Source organism: Streptomyces sp. NPDC005281 (genome assembly GCF_040607495.1).
Classification (GTDB): domain Bacteria; phylum Actinomycetota; class Actinomycetes; order Streptomycetales; family Streptomycetaceae; genus Streptomyces.
Genome location: NZ_JBEXGX010000047.1, coordinates 1 through 17785 on the forward strand (window position 1 = coordinate 1; position 17785 = coordinate 17785).

Sequence of the window (17785 nt, forward strand, 5' to 3'; positions counted from 1 at the left end):
TCTCCGGGGGGGGGCGGGGCTGTGCCGGTGCATCAGCCCGTCGCCGTCGGGTGAGGCGTGAGCGTCGGTGGCGACGGGCATCGATGTACCGGCACAGCCCCTCCCGCCGGATCCCGGCTGCGGGTGGACCGTGGCTCGGGTGCGGGTGTGAGTTTCAGCCCCTCCGGCCGGATCCCGGTTGCGGGTACGCCGTGGGAGGGGGCGAAAATCCCCTACACCCGCAGCGCCGCGAGCTGCTCCTCGAAGGGCACCACGTGGAAACCGTCCGCCCGGCCGGAAGCGGGCTGAGCGGGGACCGCGGCCGGAACCGGGGCCGGAGCCGAGGAGGACACCGGTGCCGAAGCCGCCGCCGGCACCTGCACACCCAGGACCGGCATCAGCGCAGCCAACTCCCCCGCCGCCCGCTCGACACGGTCGGCAAGCCCTTCCGCCCCCCAGTCCTCCGAAGCCGCGTACACCCCGGTCGGCACGACCACGGCCCGCAGATACGCGAACAACGGCCGCAGCGCGTGTTCGAGGACCAGCGAATGCCGCCCGGTCCCCCCGGTCGCCGCGACCAGCACGGGCTTGCCCGCCAGCGCGTCCTTGTCGAGCACGTCGAAGAACGACTTGAACAGACCGCTGTAGGAGGCGGAGAAGACAGGGGTCACGACGATCAGACCGTCCGCGGAGGTCACGTCGTCGATCGCGGCGGACAACGCCCGGCCGGGAAACCCGTTGGTGAGGTTGTGCGCGATCTCGACCGCGAGGTCGCGCAGTTCGACGACTCGAAGATCCACCGCATCGGACACCCGGCCGACGGCCGCGGCCGCCAGCCGGTCACCCAGCAGCCGCGTGGACGACGGAACACTCAGCCCCGCCGAGACGACGACGAGCTTCATACGGCGGTCACCTCTTCCTTCGCGGCGGCCACCCGGGCCGCGTGGGTCGGCGCGTCCGGCACGTCGGCCGGACGGTTCTTGGCGAACTCCTCGCGCAGCACCGGCACGACCTGCTCGCCGAGGAGGTCGAGCTGTTCGAGGACGGTCTTGAGCGGCAGCCCGGCATGGTCCAGCAGGAACAGCTGGCGCTGGTAGTCACCGGCGTACTCGCGGAACGCCAGCGTCTTCTCGATGACCTGCTGCGGCGAGCCGACGGTCAGCGGAGTCTGCTCGGTGAATTCCTCCAGCGACGGCCCGTGCCCGTAGACCGGGGCATTGTCGAAGTACGGCCTGAACTCCCGAACGGCGTCCTGCGAGTTGGACCGCATGAAGACCTGGCCGCCGAGGCCGACGATCGCCTGCTCGGCGGTGCCGTGCCCGTAGTGCGCGTACCGCTCGCGGTAGAGCTCGACCATCTTCTTGGTGTGGTCGGCGGGCCAGAAGATGTTGTTGTGGAAGAAGCCGTCGCCGTAGTACGCGGCCTGCTCGGCGATCTCGGGCGAGCGGATGGAGCCGTGCCAGACGAAGGGCGCGACACCGTCCAGCGGGCGCGGGGTCGACGTGAACGACTGGAGCGGCGTACGGAACTTGCCCTCCCACGTCACCACGTCCTCGCGCCAGAGACGGTGCAGCAGCGCGTAGTTCTCGACGGCGAGGTTGATGCCCTGCCGGATGTCCTGACCGAACCAGGGATAGACGGGCCCGGTGTTGCCGCGGCCCATCATCAGGTCGACCCGGCCGTCCGCGAGATGCTGGAGCATCGCGAAGTCCTCGGCGATCTTCACCGGGTCGTTGGTGGTGATCAGCGTCGTGGACGTGGACAGCACGAGCTTCTCGGTGCGTGCCGCGATGTAGCCGAGCATGGTGGTCGGGGACGACGGCACGAACGGCGGGTTGTGGTGCTCGCCGGTCGCGAAGACGTCGAGGCCGACCTCCTCGGCCTTCAGCGCGATGGCGACCATGGCCTTGATGCGCTCGCGCTCGCTCGGCTCCCTGCCCGTGGTGGGGTCCGGTGTCACATCGCCGACGCTGAAGATCCCGAACTGCATGGTCGCTCACCCTCCAAGTTGTTGACGTTTCAACTATACCCTCGAACCATCGCCCCTCCCCAGGTATTCCGCCGCTGTCAGTGGCCCGTCCTACGATCCCGGCATGGCCGCCCCACGCCGCGACACCCGAGGCATCGTCGACGCCGCGGAACTCTTCGCGCACGTCCGCTTCCGCCGCCACGAGCCCGCCGAACCGCTGCGCCCCTATCTGGAGCACTACTGGCTGATCGACTGGGACCTCACCCAGCCGTACGCCTCGCACGTGGTCCCGCACCCGTCGGTCAACGTCGTCTTCCAGCGGTACGCGGGACAAGACCCCTTCGGCGAGGTCGCCGGCATCGGACTCGGCCTGTTCACCCAGAAACTGGAGGGCAGGGGCCGGGTGTGCGGGATCCAGTTCCGCCCGGGAGGCTTCCGCGCCTTCGCGCCGGACCGCCCCCTGTCGTCCCTCACCGGACAGCGGCTCCCCCTCCCCGAGGTCTTCCCCGGCTCCGGAAGCGCCGTCGCGGCCGTCCTCGGCCCGGACGACGAGCGGGCCCGGGTCGCCGCCCTCGACGCCTTCCTCCTGGGCCTCAAACCGCGGCCGGACCCGCAGGTCACCCTGGCGACGGCCCTGGTCGACCGCATCCGCGCCGACCGCACGATCCGCAACGTCGGCACGCTCGCCGAGGCCGAGGGCATGACGGTCCGCGCCCTTCAGCGCCTGTTCTCCGCGTACGTCGGTGTCGGCCCGAAGTGGATCATCCTGCGCTACCGCATCCACGAGGCCCTGGAACGGGCCGAGAGCTCCGAGCAGGTGAACTGGGCCGCCCTGGCCGCCGACCTCGGCTACGCCGACCAGGCCCACCTGATCCGGGACTTCACCGCGACGGTCGGCGTCCCCCCGACGTCGTACGCGGCCGACCACGGACCCGCCTAGACGCCGGGCGAGCGCCTCCCCTCCGGGACTACGACGTGGACCGCGCGGCGGCGACCAGACCGCCCGTCCGGATCACCATCGGCAGCGTGGCCGCGTCGAACAGCCCGTCCCACAGCCTGGTGTCCAGAAGCCTGCCGTCGACCGCCACCGAAGGCGTTCCCGGCACCTTGTCCGCCTCGTAGGCCCGCTCCGACGCGGTCACGAAGTCGCGGTACTTCATGCCCCTGACGGCCGCGTCGAACTCCTTGTCACGCAAACCGGCGACCTCGGAGGCCATCCGCAGCAGGAAGTCGTCCGTGTAGCCGTCGACAACCTCCTCGGGCTGATGCGCGAAGAGCACGTCGTGGTACTCGATGAACCTGCCGCGCTCCAGGGCGGCGCGCAGCGCGTTGGCCGCACGCTCGGAGCCCTTGCCGCCGAGCCGGTCGTCCAGGAACGAGGCGAGCGTGTACTCGGTCCTGACCTCGCCGGACAGCGTCATGCCCCGCAGCGCCCCGCCGCCCCCGTCCTCCTCGAAGTCCTCGCAGACGGGACAGCGCATGTCCTCGTAGAGACGGACGACGGTGGCCGCGCTCTCCGCTCCCACGACGACGGTCGTGCCGTCGCCGGCGAGCCGTTCGGGCAGTTCCCCGGTGCTCCTGTAGGACGTGGTGACCACGTCCTCGCCGACTCCGGCGTCGGCCTTCGCCTGCTCACCGCACCCCGCCACCAGCACACCGGCCAGCGCCGTCCCCACGATCAGCACCGCCGTACGGCGGGTTCCGCCACCCGACATGGATCTCTTCCCTCCCCTGAGCTGGGGAGACCCTATGCGATCGGCGTGCGGGCGGCCTCGCCCGGCCCGGCACGGACGACGCACCGCCGGGCCGGGCGCGGGCACCCCCCACGCAGCCGGCCACCCGCCGGGGCCCTATCTCTCTTGACCGCACCCCACTCCATGCCGCATATTTATCTGCGTGACACAGACACTGCACGACGCAAACGAACCTGAAAGCCGCCCGATCCACTCACTCCACTCACTCCACCCAAGCCACCCTCCCGCCCGCGCCCGCTGGGCGATCCTCGGTGTCGTCCTCGCCGCCGACATCCTCGACCTCCTCGACGGCACCATCACCAACATCGCCGCCCCGACCATCGCCCACGACCTCGGCGGCGGCACCGCCCTCATCCAGTGGCTCGGCGCGTCCTACGCCCTCGCGCTCGGCGTGCTGCTCGTCCTCGGCGGGCGCCTCGGCGACAGATACGGCCGCCGCCGGCTCTTCCTGACCGGCCTCGCGGGCTTCACCGCCGCCTCGGCCGCCTGCGGCCTCGCCCCGACGCCGGGAACCCTCGTCGCCGCACGCCTGATCCAGGGCGCGTTCGGCGCGCTCGTCATCCCGCAGGGCTTCGGGATCCTCGGTGCGACCTGGCCCCGGGACCAGATCGGAAAGGCGTACAGCCTGTTCGGACCGGTGATGGGCCTGTCGGCCGTAGGCGGCCCGGTCCTCGCCGGATTCCTCATCGACGCCGACCTCGCCGGCCTCGGCTGGCGCCCGATGTTCCTCATCAACCTCGTCCTCGGCGGCGCCGCGGTCCTCGCCGCAGCCCGCCTGCTCCCCCACGACACCGGCGACCGCACGACCACCGTCGACCTACGGGGTTCCGCCCTCCTCGGCGCCACCATGCTCGCCCTGCTCACCGGGCTCATCGAAGGCTCGGCCCACGGCTGGAGCGCGCTCCCCGTCCTCCTCCTGCTCGCCGGACTCGCGCTCTTCGCCGGGTTCTGGCACCGCCAGCGCACCGCGCCCAGCCCTCTGATCCGGCCTTCTCTCCTGCACAACCGCGGCTTCACCTCGGGACTGCTCATCGGCGTCGTCTTCTTCGCCGCGGTCGCAGGCCTCCTGTACGTCGTCTCCCTCTTCCTCCAGCAGAGCCTCGGCCGCTCCCCCGCGGCCGCCGCGCTCTCCCTGACGCCCCTGTCCGCGGGCATCGTCATCGCCTCGATCGCCTGCTACCGCCTGATCGCCCGCCTCGGCCGCCGCCTGGTCCTCATCGGCTTCCTCGTCACCCTCGCCGGAACGGCCTACCTCCTCACCCTGATCACCGTCTCCGGCACGGAGACCGGCGGCTGGGCCCTGATCCCCCCGCTGTTCGTCGTCGGCCTCGGCATGGGCGCCTGCTTCGGCTCGCTCTACGACGTCACCATCGGCGACATCGCACCCGCGGAGGCCGGCAGCGCGGGCGGCTCACTCGGCGCCGTCCAGCAGCTCGCCAACGCGATCGGAGCCGCCGCCGTCACCACCGTCTACTTCCGGACCGACGGCGGCGGGACCCACGCCACCACCGTGAGCCTCACCGTCGTCGCCGCCATCACCCTCCTGTGCTGCCCCCTCGTACGCCTGCTCCCGCTCAAGGCACCGGAGCAGCACCACTAGAGGACCCCACCGGGCCGCCGGCCAGGACCTGCCCTAGGGCACGAGGACCAGCCGGCCCCGCAGCCCGCCCTCCGCGAGCCGCGCGTGCGCCTTGACGGCCTCGTCGAGCGCGTACGTCCCGGCGATCCGGGTCGTCAGCGCCCCCTCGTCAACGAGCGCCACGAGCTCCGCGAGCCGGGCCCCGTCGGCGGCGACCTCCACGGCACCGGTCCGCACCCCGCGCACGGACGCCGGATGGGCCCCCGGGATGACCCCCATGAAGGCGCCCCCGTCCCGCACCCACTCCAGGGCGTCCGCCCCCAGGATCGCCGCGTCCAGCACCGCGTCCACGCTCCCCGGCGCCACCCCGCCCGACACGAACCGGTCCGCCCCCAGGGCCCGTACGAGCTCCTCGTCGCCCTCACGGGCCAGCGCGGTCACGCTCACCCCCAGCCGGGCGGCGAGCTGCACGGCGTACCCGCCGACCGCCCCCGCGGCACCAGTGACCAGCAGGTTTTGTCCCGGCTCCAGGCCCAGCCCGTCGAGAGCCTGGGCCGCGGTCAGCGCGTTGAGCGGCAGGCTCGCCGCGTGCGCCGTGTCGACCGTGCGGGGCGCCGCGGCCACCGCACCGGCGTCGACCACCACATGGTCGGCGTGCGTACCGAGCGACTTGGCGGTCCCGTAGGCCAGCGCCACCACCTCGTCGCCCACGTTCCAGCCCGCCGCGACCCCGGCCGCGTCCACGACACCGGCCACGTCCCAGCCGAGCCCCAGCCGCTTCCCTGCGCCCCCGAAGACACCGGCACGCACCCCGGCGTCCACGGGGTTGACCCCCGCGGCCGCCACCTTGATCCGCACCTGCCGGGCCCCGGGCTCCGGCAGCGCCACCTCGACGATCTCGACCGCCTCCGGACCACCGAACGACGTCACAACCGCTGCGCGCATCCCAGCTCACCCCATCAGTAGGTCATCCACGGGTCTCTCACCCGCCACAACAACCCTAGGAAGAGCTACTATCCATTGGTAAGTAGGCACCTGAAGGTGCGTACATCACCCGGAGGTGCGTCATGGCGACCACGACGGCGGCCCAGCGGCGTCACCAGGCCCGCGTCGAGTACGACGCGTTCCTCAAGGGCTGCCCCACCAACCAGCTCCTGGACCGCATCAGCGACAAGTGGGTCAGCCTGATCGTGAGCGCGCTCGCCGACGCGGGCGGACCGATGCGCTACAGCGACCTCGGCCGCAAGATCGCCGGAGTCAGCCCCAAGATGCTGACGCAGACCCTGCGTTCACTGGAGCGCGACGGCATCCTCTCCCGCACGATCACCCCGTCCGTACCGGTCCGCGTCGACTACGAACTCACGCCGCTGGGCACGAACCTGAGCTGCCTGCTCACCGCCGTCAAGGACTGGGCGGAGCACCACATCGAGGAGGTCGCCGACGCCCGCGAGCGCTACGACACCTCGTCCGAGGCGTCCTGAAAGTCCCCGGACCGCAGCCGCGCGACCTGCTCGGCACTGAAGTCGACCGTACGCCGCATGTGCCCGATGATCAGGGCGACCTCGGTGTCGTCGAGCCCGTCGAACAGGCCGTACCACCCGGCGCCCAACCGCTCCCACATCCGCCCGAACTCGGCGATCTTCTCCGGCACGGTCGCCACCAGCACCCGTCGCCGGTCGGCCACGTCGCGCTCCCGCACGACATAGCCGGCCTTCTCCAGCCGGTCCACCAGCCGCGTGGCCGACCCGGTCGTCAGCCCCGTCATCGCGGCGATCCGCCCGGTGGTCACGGGCCCGTCCTCCAGGCTGAGCAGGTTCACGCACTGCACATCCGTCGGGTGCAGGCCGACGTGGTCGGCGAGGGCCTGGTTGAACAGCGCGTACGAGGCCATGTACCGCCGCGAGACGGCCGCCAGCTCCTCCAGCAGACGCCCCCGCGTTTCCCCATCGACAGCCATACGGCCCCCTTCCACCAGCCAAAATCGTACGCCGCACGACCCCGCCCCCCGGAAACCGCCGCTCACCCCAGGCTCCCTTCGCCCCCTCCGCCCCTACCCTCCCCGCCCCTGGCGCTCCACCCCAGCCCCGCTCCTCAAACGCCGGAGGGGCTGAAAATCACGAAATCACGCCCGCCGGGGGCCGCACCCGAACCACCGCGCACCCGCACCCAAAATTCGGCGGGAGGGGCCGTGCCGGTACATCAATGCCCGTCGCCACCGACGGCCACATCCCATCCAACGGCTACGGGCTGATGCACCGGCACGGCCCCGACCCACCACCGGACCGAACCCGGCACAAGCACAAGCACCGGCACCGGCACCGGCGAACCTGAGCCCTGGCAAAGTGACCCCATGCTGATCGCCCGCTCCGCCGCTCTCTTCGTCCTGGCCGCACTCCTGGAGATCGGCGGCGCCTGGCTCGTCTGGCAGGGCGTACGCGAACACCGCGGGTGGCTGTGGATCGGCGCCGGCGTAATGGCCCTCGGCGTGTACGGCTTCGTGGCCACGCTCCAGCCGGACGCCGAGTTCGGCCGCGTCCTGGCCGCGTACGGCGGAGTCTTCGTGGCCGGCTCCCTCGCCTGGGGCGTGGTCGCCGACGGCTACCGCCCCGACCGCTGGGACATCACCGGCGCCCTGATCTGCCTGGCCGGAGCCGCCGTGATCATGTACGCCCCCCGGGGCGGCAACTGACCCGCCACGGCCCCCGGCCACCCCCACCTATCCTGGCCGGAGACACCACAGAGCTCGAAGACACGCCGAAGACACGCAGACCCCGCCAAGGAGCAGCCGTATGACCCCCGCCGCCGCGTCCCGTATCGCCGTCATCACCGGTGCCAGCAGCGGAATCGGCGCCGCGACGGCCCGGCAGCTCGCGGCCGAGGGCTACCGCGTCGTCGTCACGGCCCGCCGCAAGGACCGCATCGAGGCGCTGGCGGAGGAGATCACCGCGGCGGGCGGCCAGGCGACCGCGTACGCCCTGGACATCACCGACCGCACGGCGGTCGACGAGTTCGCGACCGCGTTCAAGAAGATCGGCGTGCTGGTCAACAACGCCGGCGGCGCACTCGGCGCCGACCCGATCGCGACGGGCGACCCGGCCCAGTGGCGCCAGATGTACGAGACGAACGTCATCGGCACCCTGAACATCACCCAGGCCCTGCTCCCCGCGCTCACGGCCAGCGGCGACGGCACGGTCGTCGTCCTGTCGTCCACGGCGGGCCACGGCACGTACGAGGGCGGCGGCGGCTACGTGGCCGCCAAGCACGCCGAACACGTGCTCGCCGAGACCCTGCGCCTGGAGATCGTCGGCACCCCGGTCCGGGTCATCGAGGTGGCCCCCGGCATGGTCAAGACCGAGGAGTTCGCCCTCACCCGCTTCGGCGGCGACACCGAGAAGGCCGCCAAGGTCTACGCGGGCGTCGCCCAGCCCCTCTCCGCCGACGACGTCGCCGAGACGATCACGTGGGCGGTGACCCGCCCCAGCCACGTGAACATCGACCTCCTCGTGGTCCGCCCCCGCGCCCAGGCGTCGAACACGAAGGTCCACCGCGAACTGTGACCACGGACCCGCCCCCACCGAACGGGCCACCCCAGTCGCCCCAACCGCCGCCCCCGGCCGACGAACAGGCCCGCCTGGCCCTGGAGAAGAAGCGCGAACGGTACGTCTGGTACTACCTGGCGTACTTCCTCTTCGGCATCCACATCGTGGCCTTCGTCATGATCTACGCGGTCCTGTCGACGAAGTGACTCCGGAAGCGAACTCGAAGGGCCCGAGCCGTCAACGGCTCGGGCCCTTCGGGTCAGTTCGACGCAGGACAACCCCCGGTGCCGGACGCGTCAACCCTTCACACAGACGACCTGCTTCAGCTTCGCCACGACCTCCACGAGGTCACGCTGCTGCTCGATGACCTGCTCGATCGGCTTGTAGGCGGCCGGGATCTCGTCCACGACGCCGGAGTCCTTGCGGCACTCCACGCCCTGCGTCTGATCCTCCAGGTCCTTCGTCGTGAACCGACGCTTCGCAGCGTTTCGGCTCATACGCCGACCCGCGCCGTGCGAAGCCGAGTTGAAGGCCTTCTCGTTGCCGAGACCCTTCACGATGTACGACCCCGCCCCCATCGAGCCGGGGATGATGCCGAACTCTCCGGACCGCGCGCTGATGGCTCCCTTGCGGGTGACGAGCAGGTCCATGCCTTCGTAGCGCTCGACGTTCACGTAGTTGTGGTGGCAGCTGATCTCCGGCTCGAAGGCCGGCTTCGCCTTCTTGAACTCCTTACGGATCACGTCCTTGAGGAGCGCCATCATGAGCGTGCGGTTGTGCTTCGCGTACTCCTGGGCCCAGAAGAGGTCGTTGCGGTACGCGGCCATCTGGGGCGTGTCAGCCACGAAGACGGCGAGGTCGCGGTCGACCAGGCCCTGGTTGTGCGGAAGCTTCTGCGCGACACCGATGTGGTGCTCGGCCAACTCCTTGCCGATGTTCCGCGAACCGGAGTGCAGCATCAGCCAGACAGAACCGGTCGAATCGGTGCAAACTTCAATAAAATGATTACCCGATCCAAGCGTCCCCATCTGCTTGACCGCCCGCTCCTCGCGGAACTTCACCGCGTCAGCCACCCCGTCGAACCGCCCCCAGAAGTCGTCCCACCCGGCGGTCGCGAGGCCGTGGAAGCCGCCCGGGGTGACCGGGGAGTCGTGCATCCCCCGGCCCACCGGAATCGCCTCCTCGATCTTCGAGCGGAGTCGCGAGAGGTCGCCCGGCAGGTCGTTGGCGGTGAGGGAGGTCTTGACCGCGGACATTCCGCAGCCGATGTCGACACCCACCGCCGCCGGGCACACCGCGTCCTGCATCGCAATCACGGAGCCGACCGTCGCGCCCTTGCCGTAGTGGACGTCCGGCATGACGGCGAGGCCCTTGATCCAGGGCAGCGTGGCCACGTTCTGGAGCTGACGGAGGGCCACATCCTCGACCGAGGCGGGGTCGGCCCACATACGGATGGGAACCTGCGCCCCCGGCACCTCTACGTACGACATATCGTCCTCTATCCCCAGAAACACACCAGAAGTCTTAAATCGCAAAACCGGCGCCTAGGTCGACGTATAGGACAACGGACCGGCGTCCACGGCTGTGCGTGCGATACACATTGTCTCCAGGGGTCGCCCCCGTGCGGCAACCGAATAACCACAGGACACCCGGGCCGAAGCGCCGTCGGGAACCGTCGAGAGGAGCCTGACCGTGCAGCGGAAGGCGTACGTATCTGGCGCCGCCGTGCTCCTCGCGGCAGTGCTGGCGGGCTGCACGAGCGGTGGAGGCGTGGGCGGTTCGCCTCCGGACTCCAAGGGCGGCGACACCGGCACGACGGCCCCCGTGGCCCAGCCGGGCAAGTACCGCACCCTCCCGGAGGCCTGCGGAGCGGCCGACCACGACACGCTCGACACGCTGCTGCCCGGCATCCAGGAGGGCACCGACGAGGCACAGCAGGAGAAGGCGTACGCGGGAGAGGCGACGCTCACGTACGACACGGACCGGCGTGACGGCTGCGACTGGAAGGTGGCGTCCGCCGCCGCCACCGATCACCTCTTCGTCGACTTCGAGCGTGTGGTCTCGTACGACAACACGGTGAGCGACGAGAGCAAGGCCGAGGAGCTGTACGCCGCCAAGCAGACGGCGGCCGATCTCCCCGAGCCCACGGCGTCGACGTCCGCGTCCCCTTCGGCCTCCGCCTCCGCTTCCGGCGGCGCCACTCCGAGTCCTGGCGGCAGCAACACCGGCCCGGCCGACGACAACGCCGGCGGGGACAACGTCGACGCCTCCGGCACCCCGGGCTCCCCCAGCGCCTCCGCCTCGCAGACCCCGGCCGATCTCCAGTCGCGCGTGCTGGAGGACCTCGGCGACGAGGCGTTCCTCGACGACAAGCTGAACACCGGCTCGTCGACGGCCCAGCAGCGCACGGTGACTGTGGTGTTCCGCACGTCCAACGCGATCGTCACGATCGAATACTCCGAGCAGCCGACGTCTTCCGCGAGCGCCCCGGACAGCAAGGAAATGCAGGACAGGGCGCTGAAACTGGCCCAGAAGCTGACCTCCCGGCTCAACGGCTAACGGCCTCACGGCCGATGGGGGCACCGCGGCGCAAACCCCCCGAACGGGAACCGTCCTGGCGCCCCACCGCGTACCGTGGCCCCTCGGACCCGACCGGCCGCACGCTCCATGTGCGGCCGTACCACGAGCGCCACGAGTGAAGGAACCATGCACCGACCAGTACAGCGAGCAGGCCGAGCACAGCGACTCACCCGCATCCTTGTCAGCGCGGCCGCCGTCCCGGTGATGCTCGTCGTCGCGGGCTGTTCCTCGGACTCCGGCTCCGGTGACGACGCGCAGAAGAACGAGAGCGCGGCCCCGGGAGCGACGGTGTCCGAGAGCCCCTCGACCCCCGCCGTCCAGCCCGGCGCGTACTCGACGCTGCCCAAGGCGTGTTCGGTGCTGTCGAAGAAGACGCTGGACGAACTCATACCGAAGGGTTCCACGTCGGGCAAGTCGGGCAAGCTGGACGAACCGAAGGAACGCGGCAACTGCAACTGGAGCAGCCTCGACAACAACGGGGTGAAGGGCTCTCAGTTCCGCTGGCTGAACGTGGCACTGCTGCGTTTCGATTCGGACGCGCGCGGTTCGGGCGAGGATCAGGCCCACGCGTACTTCCAGAAGCAGGCCTCGGGCGCGCAGGCGGTGGAGGGCGCGCTGGACACCAGGTCGGCGCCGGTCACCGGTACGGGCGACGAGGCGACGGCCGTGCGGTACGGCCTGAAGAAGAAGGAAGGCTCCTTCAAGCAGCAGACGATCGTGGCGCGCGTCCAGAACGTGGTCGTGACGCTCGACTACAACGGTGCCGGTCTCGCGGGTGAGAAGACCCCGGACGCGGACACGCTGCTGAAGGCGGCCGAGAAGGCCACGAAGGAAGCGGTGGCCGCCGTGGCCGCCGCGAACGGTGACGGCGGCGCGGCGAGCGCGGGCTCGCCGGATCCGGCCTCTTCGTCGAAGGCCTCGAAGGCTCCGTCCTCCTCCAAGTCACCGTCGGCCTCGCCGTCCAGGAGCGCCTCCGGGGGCACGTCCAAGGCCGGCTCCAAGAGTGCCTCGCCGTCGCAGTCGGCGGCCAAGAAGAGCTGACCCGGCCATGACCGGATCCGGGGCTCGACCCGGCTCTCCGGCAGGCCTGTCACGGGGCCCGGTTCACTTCGTAACCGGGCTCCGTCCATACCGCGCATCCGCACGCCACACACATGTGCCACTCTGTTGCGCGCAACAACACGCAAGGGGAGGGGAGTACAGGTGGCCGCGCCCATACAGCTGACACGGATGCACAAGATTCTCATCGGCATCGTCGTCGCCGGTGCGCTCGTCATCGCCGGAATCGGCTTCGCCGGTTCGTACACGGCGGTCCGTGAGCTGGCGCTCAAGAAGGGGTTCGGGAACTTCTCGTACGTCTTCCCGATCGGCATCGACGCGGGTATCGGCGTCCTGCTGGCCCTGGACCTGCTGCTGACCTGGATCCGCATCCCGTTCCCGATGCTGCGCCAGACGGCGTGGCTGCTGACGGTGGCGACGATCGCCTTCAACGGCGCGGCGGCCTGGCCGGACCCGCTGGGTGTGGGCATGCACGCGGTCATCCCGGTGCTGTTCGTGGTCTCGGTCGAGGCGGCCCGGCACGCGGTCGGCCGAATAGCCGACATCACGGCCGACAAGCACATGGAGGGCGTGCGCCTCACCCGCTGGCTGCTCTCCCCGATCCCCACCTTCCTGCTGTGGCGCCGGATGAAGCTGTGGGAGCTGCGTTCCTACGAACAGGTCATCAGGCTGGAGCAGGACCGCTTGGTCTACCAGGCCCGTCTGCACTCCCGCTTCGGCCGCGCCTGGCGCCGCAAGGCCCCGGTCGAGTCGCTGATGCCGCTGCGCCTCGCGCGCTACGGCGTCCCCCTCGCGGAGACGGCCCCCGCGGGTCTCGCCGCGGCCGGCATCGAGCCGGCGCTGCTGCCTCCGGCGCCCGCGCCCGCGCCGGTTCAGGCGTCGGTCCCGGCCGCCGCCGCGGCGGCGCCCGAGCCGTTGGAGCTGGAGTCGAACGGGGCCGGCGGCCGGCAGCCGCAGGCCGAGTACGTTCAGCAGGGCCAAGGTCAGGGGCAGGGGCAGGGTCAGGTCCAGGGCGGGGGTCCGGCGCAGTACCAGGGGCAGTACCAGGGCCAGGGGCAGTACCAAGGCCAGTACCAGGGTCAGGCGGCGGAGCCGGATCTGAACCCGTGGTTCGCCACCCCCGATCCCCAGGAGCTCGCGTACGACGGTGGTTACGACCCGGCGTTCGGGCAGGAGGCGCAGTACCAGCAGTGGTTCGCCGAGCAGCAGGCCCAGGCCTACGAGCCCGGCCCGGAGGAGACGGGTACCTTCCCCATCCCGGCGGGCCCCGGCCGTACGCGGCAGCTGGGTGAGGGCGGCGGTCCCGAGCAGCTGCCGATCCCCGCTCCGCGGGAGGAGCAGTCGCCGGTCCTGGACCAGAAGAGCCAGGACGAGGCGTACTACCAGGTGTTCCGCCAGTCGATAGACGGCAGCTTCCCGACGCCGCGGGTGCTTGGCGACAACATAGAGGCCACGTACGGAACGACGCTCACGAGCACGGCGCTGAAGAACCTCACAGAGCGTTTCCAGAACCGTTTCACCGCGGAGCTGGAGGAGGACCACATCGCGTAGGCAGGTCGGCACGCGAGCGTGTCGACTTGTACGAGGAAGGGGCTCCCGGTGATCACCGGGAGCCCCTTCCTCGTACGGTCCTGCCGTGCCTGGTTACGCGCTGAGCAGCTTGCGCACCCGGTCCTGGCCCACGGCGAGCAGCAGCGTGGGCAGGCGCGGCCCGGTGTCGCGGCCGACGAGCAGGTGGTAGAGCAGGGCGAAGAAGGTGCGCTGGGCGACCTTGATCTCGGCGGGGAGTTCCTTGGCGGTGGCGTCGACGGGGAAGCCCGCCTGGACCTTGGGAACGCCGTAGACGAGGTGGGTGAGGCCGTCCAGGGACCAGTTCGCCTCCAGTCCGTCGAGGAGCAGGCGCAGTGACTCGCGGCCCTGGTCGTCGAGGGACTTCAGCAGGTCGGCGTCGGGTTCGTCGCGGACGACGGTGCGCTCCTCGGCGGGGACCTGGGTGTTGATCCAGGTTTCCGCCTTGTCGAGGCGGGGCCTGACCTCGTCGAGGGAGGTGAGCGGGTTCTCGGGGTCGAGTTCGCTCAGGATGCGCAGGGTCTGGTCCTCGGCGCCGGCGGTGATGTCGGCGACGGAGGCGAGGGTGCGGTACGCCATCGGGCGGGGGGTCCTGGGCAGTTCCCCGGCGGCGGTGCCGACGGCACGGGAGTACGCGGCGGCGTCGGCCGGGAGGACGGAGCCGTCGGCGACCTTGGCGGCGAGCTTGTCCCACTCGTCGTAGAGCCGCTGGATCTCCTGGTCGAAGGCGATCTTGAAGGACTGGTTGGGGCGGCGGCGGGCGTACAGCCAGCGCAGCAGCTGCGGTTCCATGATCTGGAGCGCGTCGGCGGCGGTGGGGACCCCGCCCTTGCTGCTGGACATCTTGGCCATGCCGGAGATGCCGACGAAGGCGTACATCGGTCCGATGGGCTGCTCGGCGCCGAAGATGCCGACGATCTGGCCGCCGACCTGGAAGGAGGATCCCGGGGAGGAGTGGTCGACGCCGCTCGGCTCGAAGATGACGCCTTCGTAGGCCCAGCGCATGGGCCAGTCGACCTTCCAGACCAGCTTGCCGCGGTTGAACTCGCTGAGCAGGACGGTCTCGGCGTGGCCGCAGGCGGAGCAGGTGTACGACAGTTCGGTCGTCGTGTCGTCGTAGGCCGTGACGGTGGTCAGGTCCTTCTCGCACTGCCCGCAGTAGGGCTTGTACGGGTAGTACCCGGAGACGGAGCTGCCGTCGTCCTCGGCGGCGGCGCCGGATCCCTCGGCGGCTTCGAGTTCGGCCTCGTCAACCGGCTTCTGGCCCTGCTGCTTCTTGGCGGGGGCCTTCTTGGTGCGGTACTGGTCGAGGATCGCGTCGATGTCGCCGCGGTGCTTCATCGCGAACAGGACCTGCTCGCGGTAGGTGCCCGCGGTGTACTGCTCGGTCTGGCTGATGCCGTCGTACTCGACGCCGAGCTCGGCCAGGGCCTCGGTCATGGCGGCCTTGAAGTGCTCGGCCCAGTTCGGGTACGCCGAGCCGGCGGGGGCGGGGACGGAGGTCAGCGGCTTGCCGATGTGCTCGGCCCACGACTCGTCGATGCCCGCGATGCCGGCCGGGACCTTGCGGTAGCGGTCGTAGTCGTCCCAGGAGATCAGGTGGCGCACGGTGTGGCCGCGGCGGCGGATCTCGTCGGCGACCAGGTGCGGGGTCATGACCTCGCGGAGGTTGCCGAGGTGGATCGGACCGGACGGGGAGAGTCCGGACGCGACGACGACAGGTTTGCCCGGGGCCCGACGCTCCGACTCCTCGATGACCTCATCCGCGAAACGGGAGACCCAGTCGGTGGTCTCGGTGCTCGGAGCCACGATCGGCACGTCCTTCTTCCTCAAACGCGAGTACGGCTGACGCGACCATTCTCCCAGCTCGGGCCTCAACCGCGAAAACGGCTTTTCACCGCGTGGGATACTGGCTTTCCTTGTACTCAGAGTCTGTGTCCTCAGAGTCTGCGGAACCCGAGCAGAAACGGCAGCCACTCCATGGCCTCGGTCACGTCCCTCACCGCTTCCGTCCATCAGCGCCTCGCGGACGCCCTCTCGGCAGCTCTGCCGGAGGCCGGTTCCGCGGACCCGCTGCTGCGCCGAAGCGACCGGGCCGACTTCCAGGCCAACGGGATCCTGGCCCTCGCCAAGAAGGCGAAGACGAACCCGCGCGAGCTGGCGACCGAGGTGGTGGCCCGGGTCGAGTCGGGTGACGTGATCAAGGACATCGAGGTCTCCGGGCCCGGCTTCCTGAACATCACGATCACCGACCGGGCGATCGTGGCGAACCTGGCGGACCGGTACGCGGACGGCGCGCGGCTCGGGGTGCCCCTCGCGGCGGACCCGGGTACGACGGTGATCGACTACGCGCAGCCGAACGTGGCCAAGGAGATGCACGTCGGTCATCTGCGGTCCGCGGTGATCGGTGACGCGGTCGTGCAGATCCTGGAGTTCACCGGCGAGTCCGTCGTGCGGCGGCACCACATCGGCGACTGGGGCACGCAGTTCGGCATGCTCATCCAGTATCTGATCGAGCACCCGCACGAGCTGGACCACAAGGGCGAGGCGGAGGTCTCCGGCGAGGAGGCCATGTCGAACCTGAACCGGCTCTACAAGGCGGCGCGGACGCTCTTCGACTCCGACGAGGAGTTCAAGACGCGGGCGCGGCGCCGGGTGGTGGACCTCCAGGCGGGTGAACCCGGAACGCTGGCCATGTGGCAGAAGTTCGTGGACGAGTCGAAGATCTACTTCTACTCGGTCTTCGACAAGCTGGACATGGAGATCCGGGACCCGGACGTGGTCGGCGAGTCCGGCTACAACGACATGCTGGACGAGACGTGCCGGCTCCTGGAGGAGTCGGGCGTCGCGGTCCGCTCCGAGGGCGCCCTGTGCGTCTTCTTCGACGATGTGAAGGGCCCGGACGGCAATCCGGTGCCGCTGATCGTGAAGAAGTCGGACGGCGGCTACGGCTACGCGGCCACCGACCTGTCGGCGATCCGTGACCGGGTCTTCGGCCTGAAGGCCGACAGCCTGATCTACGTCGTGGACGCCCGGCAGTCCCTGCACTTCAAGATGGTGTTCGAGACCGCGCGCAGGGCCGGCTGGCTGAACGACGACGTCAAGGCCCACCAGCTCGCGTTCGGCACGGTGCTGGGCAAGGACGGCAAGCCGTTCAAGACGCGTGAGGGCGAGACGGTGCGGCTGGTCGACCTCCTGGACGAGGCGATCGACCGGGCGACGGCCGTCGTGCGGGAGAAGGCCGAGAAGGTGGGCCTGAGCGAGCCGGAGATCGAGGAGAACGGCCGGTACGTCGGCATCGGCGCCGTGAAGTACGCGGACCTGTCGACCTCGGCCGTGCGGGACTACAAGTTCGACCTGGACCAGATGGTCTCGCTGAACGGTGACACGTCCGTGTACCTCCAGTACGCGTACGCCCGTATCCGGTCGATCTTCGGCAAGGCGGGCGAGCGGGCGCCGCTGGCGCACCCGGAGCTCGAACTGGCCCCGGCGGAGCGGGCGCTGGGTCTGCACCTGGACCGGTTCGGGGAGACGCTGGACGAGGTCGCCGCCGAGTACGCCCCGCACAAGCTGGCCGCGTACCTGTACCAACTGGCCTCGCTCTACACGACGTTCTACGACCAGTGCCCGGTAATCAAGCCGGCCCCGGCCCAGGAGGTCGCGGAGAACCGCCTGTTCCTCTGCGACCTGACGGCCCGCACCCTGCACCAGGGCATGTCCCTGCTGGGCATCAGGACGCCTGAGCGGCTCTGACCCT

Annotated in this window: 17 protein-coding genes; 10 read left to right on the forward strand and 7 right to left on the reverse strand. The window is 70.3% G+C overall.

Annotation, left to right across the window (positions count from 1 at the left end):
- Positions 1-212 precede the first annotated feature (212 nt).
- Positions 213-881, reverse strand: a complete 669-nt coding sequence (locus tag ABZV42_RS38450; protein WP_355991672.1) for an FMN reductase — start codon at positions 879-881, stop codon at positions 213-215.
- Complete coding sequence (locus tag ABZV42_RS38455; protein WP_355991670.1) at positions 878-1969, reverse strand: LLM class flavin-dependent oxidoreductase; 1092 nt, start codon at positions 1967-1969, stop codon at positions 878-880. Before ABZV42_RS38455 ends, ABZV42_RS38450 begins: the two co-directional genes overlap by 4 nt.
- Positions 1970-2072: 103 nt before the next feature.
- Between ABZV42_RS38455 and ABZV42_RS38460 the strand changes: the two genes are divergently transcribed.
- Complete coding sequence (locus tag ABZV42_RS38460) at positions 2073-2888, forward strand: helix-turn-helix domain-containing protein (protein WP_356056212.1); 816 nt, start codon at positions 2073-2075, stop codon at positions 2886-2888.
- Between the two features lie 28 nt (positions 2889-2916).
- Here the strand turns inward: ABZV42_RS38460 and ABZV42_RS38465 are convergent, their stop codons facing one another.
- Positions 2917-3663 carry a thioredoxin domain-containing protein gene (locus tag ABZV42_RS38465; RefSeq protein ID WP_356056214.1) on the reverse strand — a complete coding sequence of 249 codons (747 nt, stop codon included), beginning with the start codon at positions 3661-3663 and terminating at the stop codon, positions 2917-2919.
- A 181-nt stretch (positions 3664-3844) separates the two neighbouring features.
- Between ABZV42_RS38465 and ABZV42_RS38470 the strand changes: the two genes are divergently transcribed.
- Positions 3845-5302 carry an MFS transporter gene (locus ABZV42_RS38470; RefSeq protein ID WP_356056217.1) on the forward strand — a complete coding sequence of 486 codons (1458 nt, stop codon included), beginning with the start codon at positions 3845-3847 and terminating at the stop codon, positions 5300-5302.
- A 33-nt stretch (positions 5303-5335) separates the two neighbouring features.
- Here ABZV42_RS38470 and ABZV42_RS38475 read toward each other — a convergent pair whose 3' ends face one another.
- A complete protein-coding gene (locus ABZV42_RS38475) occupies positions 5336-6226 on the reverse strand; it encodes an NADP-dependent oxidoreductase (protein ID WP_355991664.1) in 891 nt (296 codons plus the stop codon).
- A 122-nt stretch (positions 6227-6348) separates the two neighbouring features.
- Here ABZV42_RS38475 and ABZV42_RS38480 point away from each other — a divergent pair, with 122 nt between their 5' ends.
- Complete coding sequence (locus ABZV42_RS38480) at positions 6349-6762, forward strand: helix-turn-helix domain-containing protein (protein WP_356056219.1); 414 nt, start codon at positions 6349-6351, stop codon at positions 6760-6762.
- Here ABZV42_RS38480 and ABZV42_RS38485 read toward each other — a convergent pair.
- Positions 6735-7238: a MarR family winged helix-turn-helix transcriptional regulator gene (locus ABZV42_RS38485; protein WP_355991660.1), complete on the reverse strand. Its 504-nt coding sequence runs from the start codon at positions 7236-7238 to the stop codon at positions 6735-6737. The genes ABZV42_RS38480 and ABZV42_RS38485 overlap by 28 nt on opposite strands.
- A 393-nt stretch (positions 7239-7631) precedes the next feature.
- Between ABZV42_RS38485 and ABZV42_RS38490 the strand changes: the two genes are divergently transcribed.
- The 3 genes from ABZV42_RS38490 to ABZV42_RS38500 all read left to right on the forward strand — a co-directional run bounded on the left by ABZV42_RS38490 (position 7632) and on the right by ABZV42_RS38500 (position 9026).
- Entirely contained in the window at positions 7632-7970 is a 339-nt protein-coding gene (locus ABZV42_RS38490; protein ID WP_355991828.1) for a YnfA family protein, read from the forward strand.
- A gap of 100 nt (positions 7971-8070) precedes the next feature.
- A complete protein-coding gene (locus tag ABZV42_RS38495) occupies positions 8071-8838 on the forward strand; it encodes an SDR family oxidoreductase (RefSeq protein ID WP_355991831.1) in 768 nt (255 codons plus the stop codon).
- Positions 8835-9026 carry a hypothetical protein gene (locus tag ABZV42_RS38500; protein WP_355991834.1) on the forward strand — a complete coding sequence of 64 codons (192 nt, stop codon included), beginning with the start codon at positions 8835-8837 and terminating at the stop codon, positions 9024-9026. Before ABZV42_RS38495 ends, ABZV42_RS38500 begins: the two co-directional genes overlap by 4 nt.
- A 90-nt stretch (positions 9027-9116) precedes the next feature.
- Here the strand turns inward: ABZV42_RS38500 and ABZV42_RS38505 are convergent, their stop codons facing one another.
- Entirely contained in the window at positions 9117-10310 is a 1194-nt protein-coding gene (locus ABZV42_RS38505; protein WP_355991837.1) for an RtcB family protein, read from the reverse strand.
- 202 nt (positions 10311-10512) lie between these two features.
- Here ABZV42_RS38505 and ABZV42_RS38510 point away from each other — a divergent pair, with 202 nt between their 5' ends.
- The 3 genes from ABZV42_RS38510 to ABZV42_RS38520 all read left to right on the forward strand — a co-directional run bounded on the left by ABZV42_RS38510 (position 10513) and on the right by ABZV42_RS38520 (position 14010).
- On the forward strand, positions 10513-11379 hold the full coding sequence (locus tag ABZV42_RS38510; RefSeq protein ID WP_356056221.1) for a DUF3558 domain-containing protein: 867 nt from the start codon (positions 10513-10515) through the stop codon (positions 11377-11379).
- A gap of 147 nt (positions 11380-11526) precedes the next feature.
- On the forward strand, positions 11527-12441 hold the full coding sequence (locus ABZV42_RS38515; protein WP_356056223.1) for a DUF3558 domain-containing protein: 915 nt from the start codon (positions 11527-11529) through the stop codon (positions 12439-12441).
- A gap of 162 nt (positions 12442-12603) precedes the next feature.
- Complete coding sequence (locus ABZV42_RS38520) at positions 12604-14010, forward strand: DUF2637 domain-containing protein (RefSeq protein ID WP_356056225.1); 1407 nt, start codon at positions 12604-12606, stop codon at positions 14008-14010.
- 93 nt (positions 14011-14103) lie between these two features.
- On the opposite strand, the gene lysS is transcribed toward ABZV42_RS38520, so the two are convergent.
- Positions 14104-15846: a lysine--tRNA ligase gene (gene lysS / locus ABZV42_RS38525; protein ID WP_355991886.1), complete on the reverse strand. Its 1743-nt coding sequence runs from the start codon at positions 15844-15846 to the stop codon at positions 14104-14106.
- 162 nt (positions 15847-16008) lie between these two features.
- Between lysS and argS the strand changes: the two genes are divergently transcribed.
- A complete protein-coding gene (gene argS, locus ABZV42_RS38530) occupies positions 16009-17781 on the forward strand; it encodes an arginine--tRNA ligase (RefSeq protein ID WP_355991884.1) in 1773 nt (590 codons plus the stop codon).
- The last annotated feature ends 4 nt before the right edge of the window (positions 17782-17785 follow it).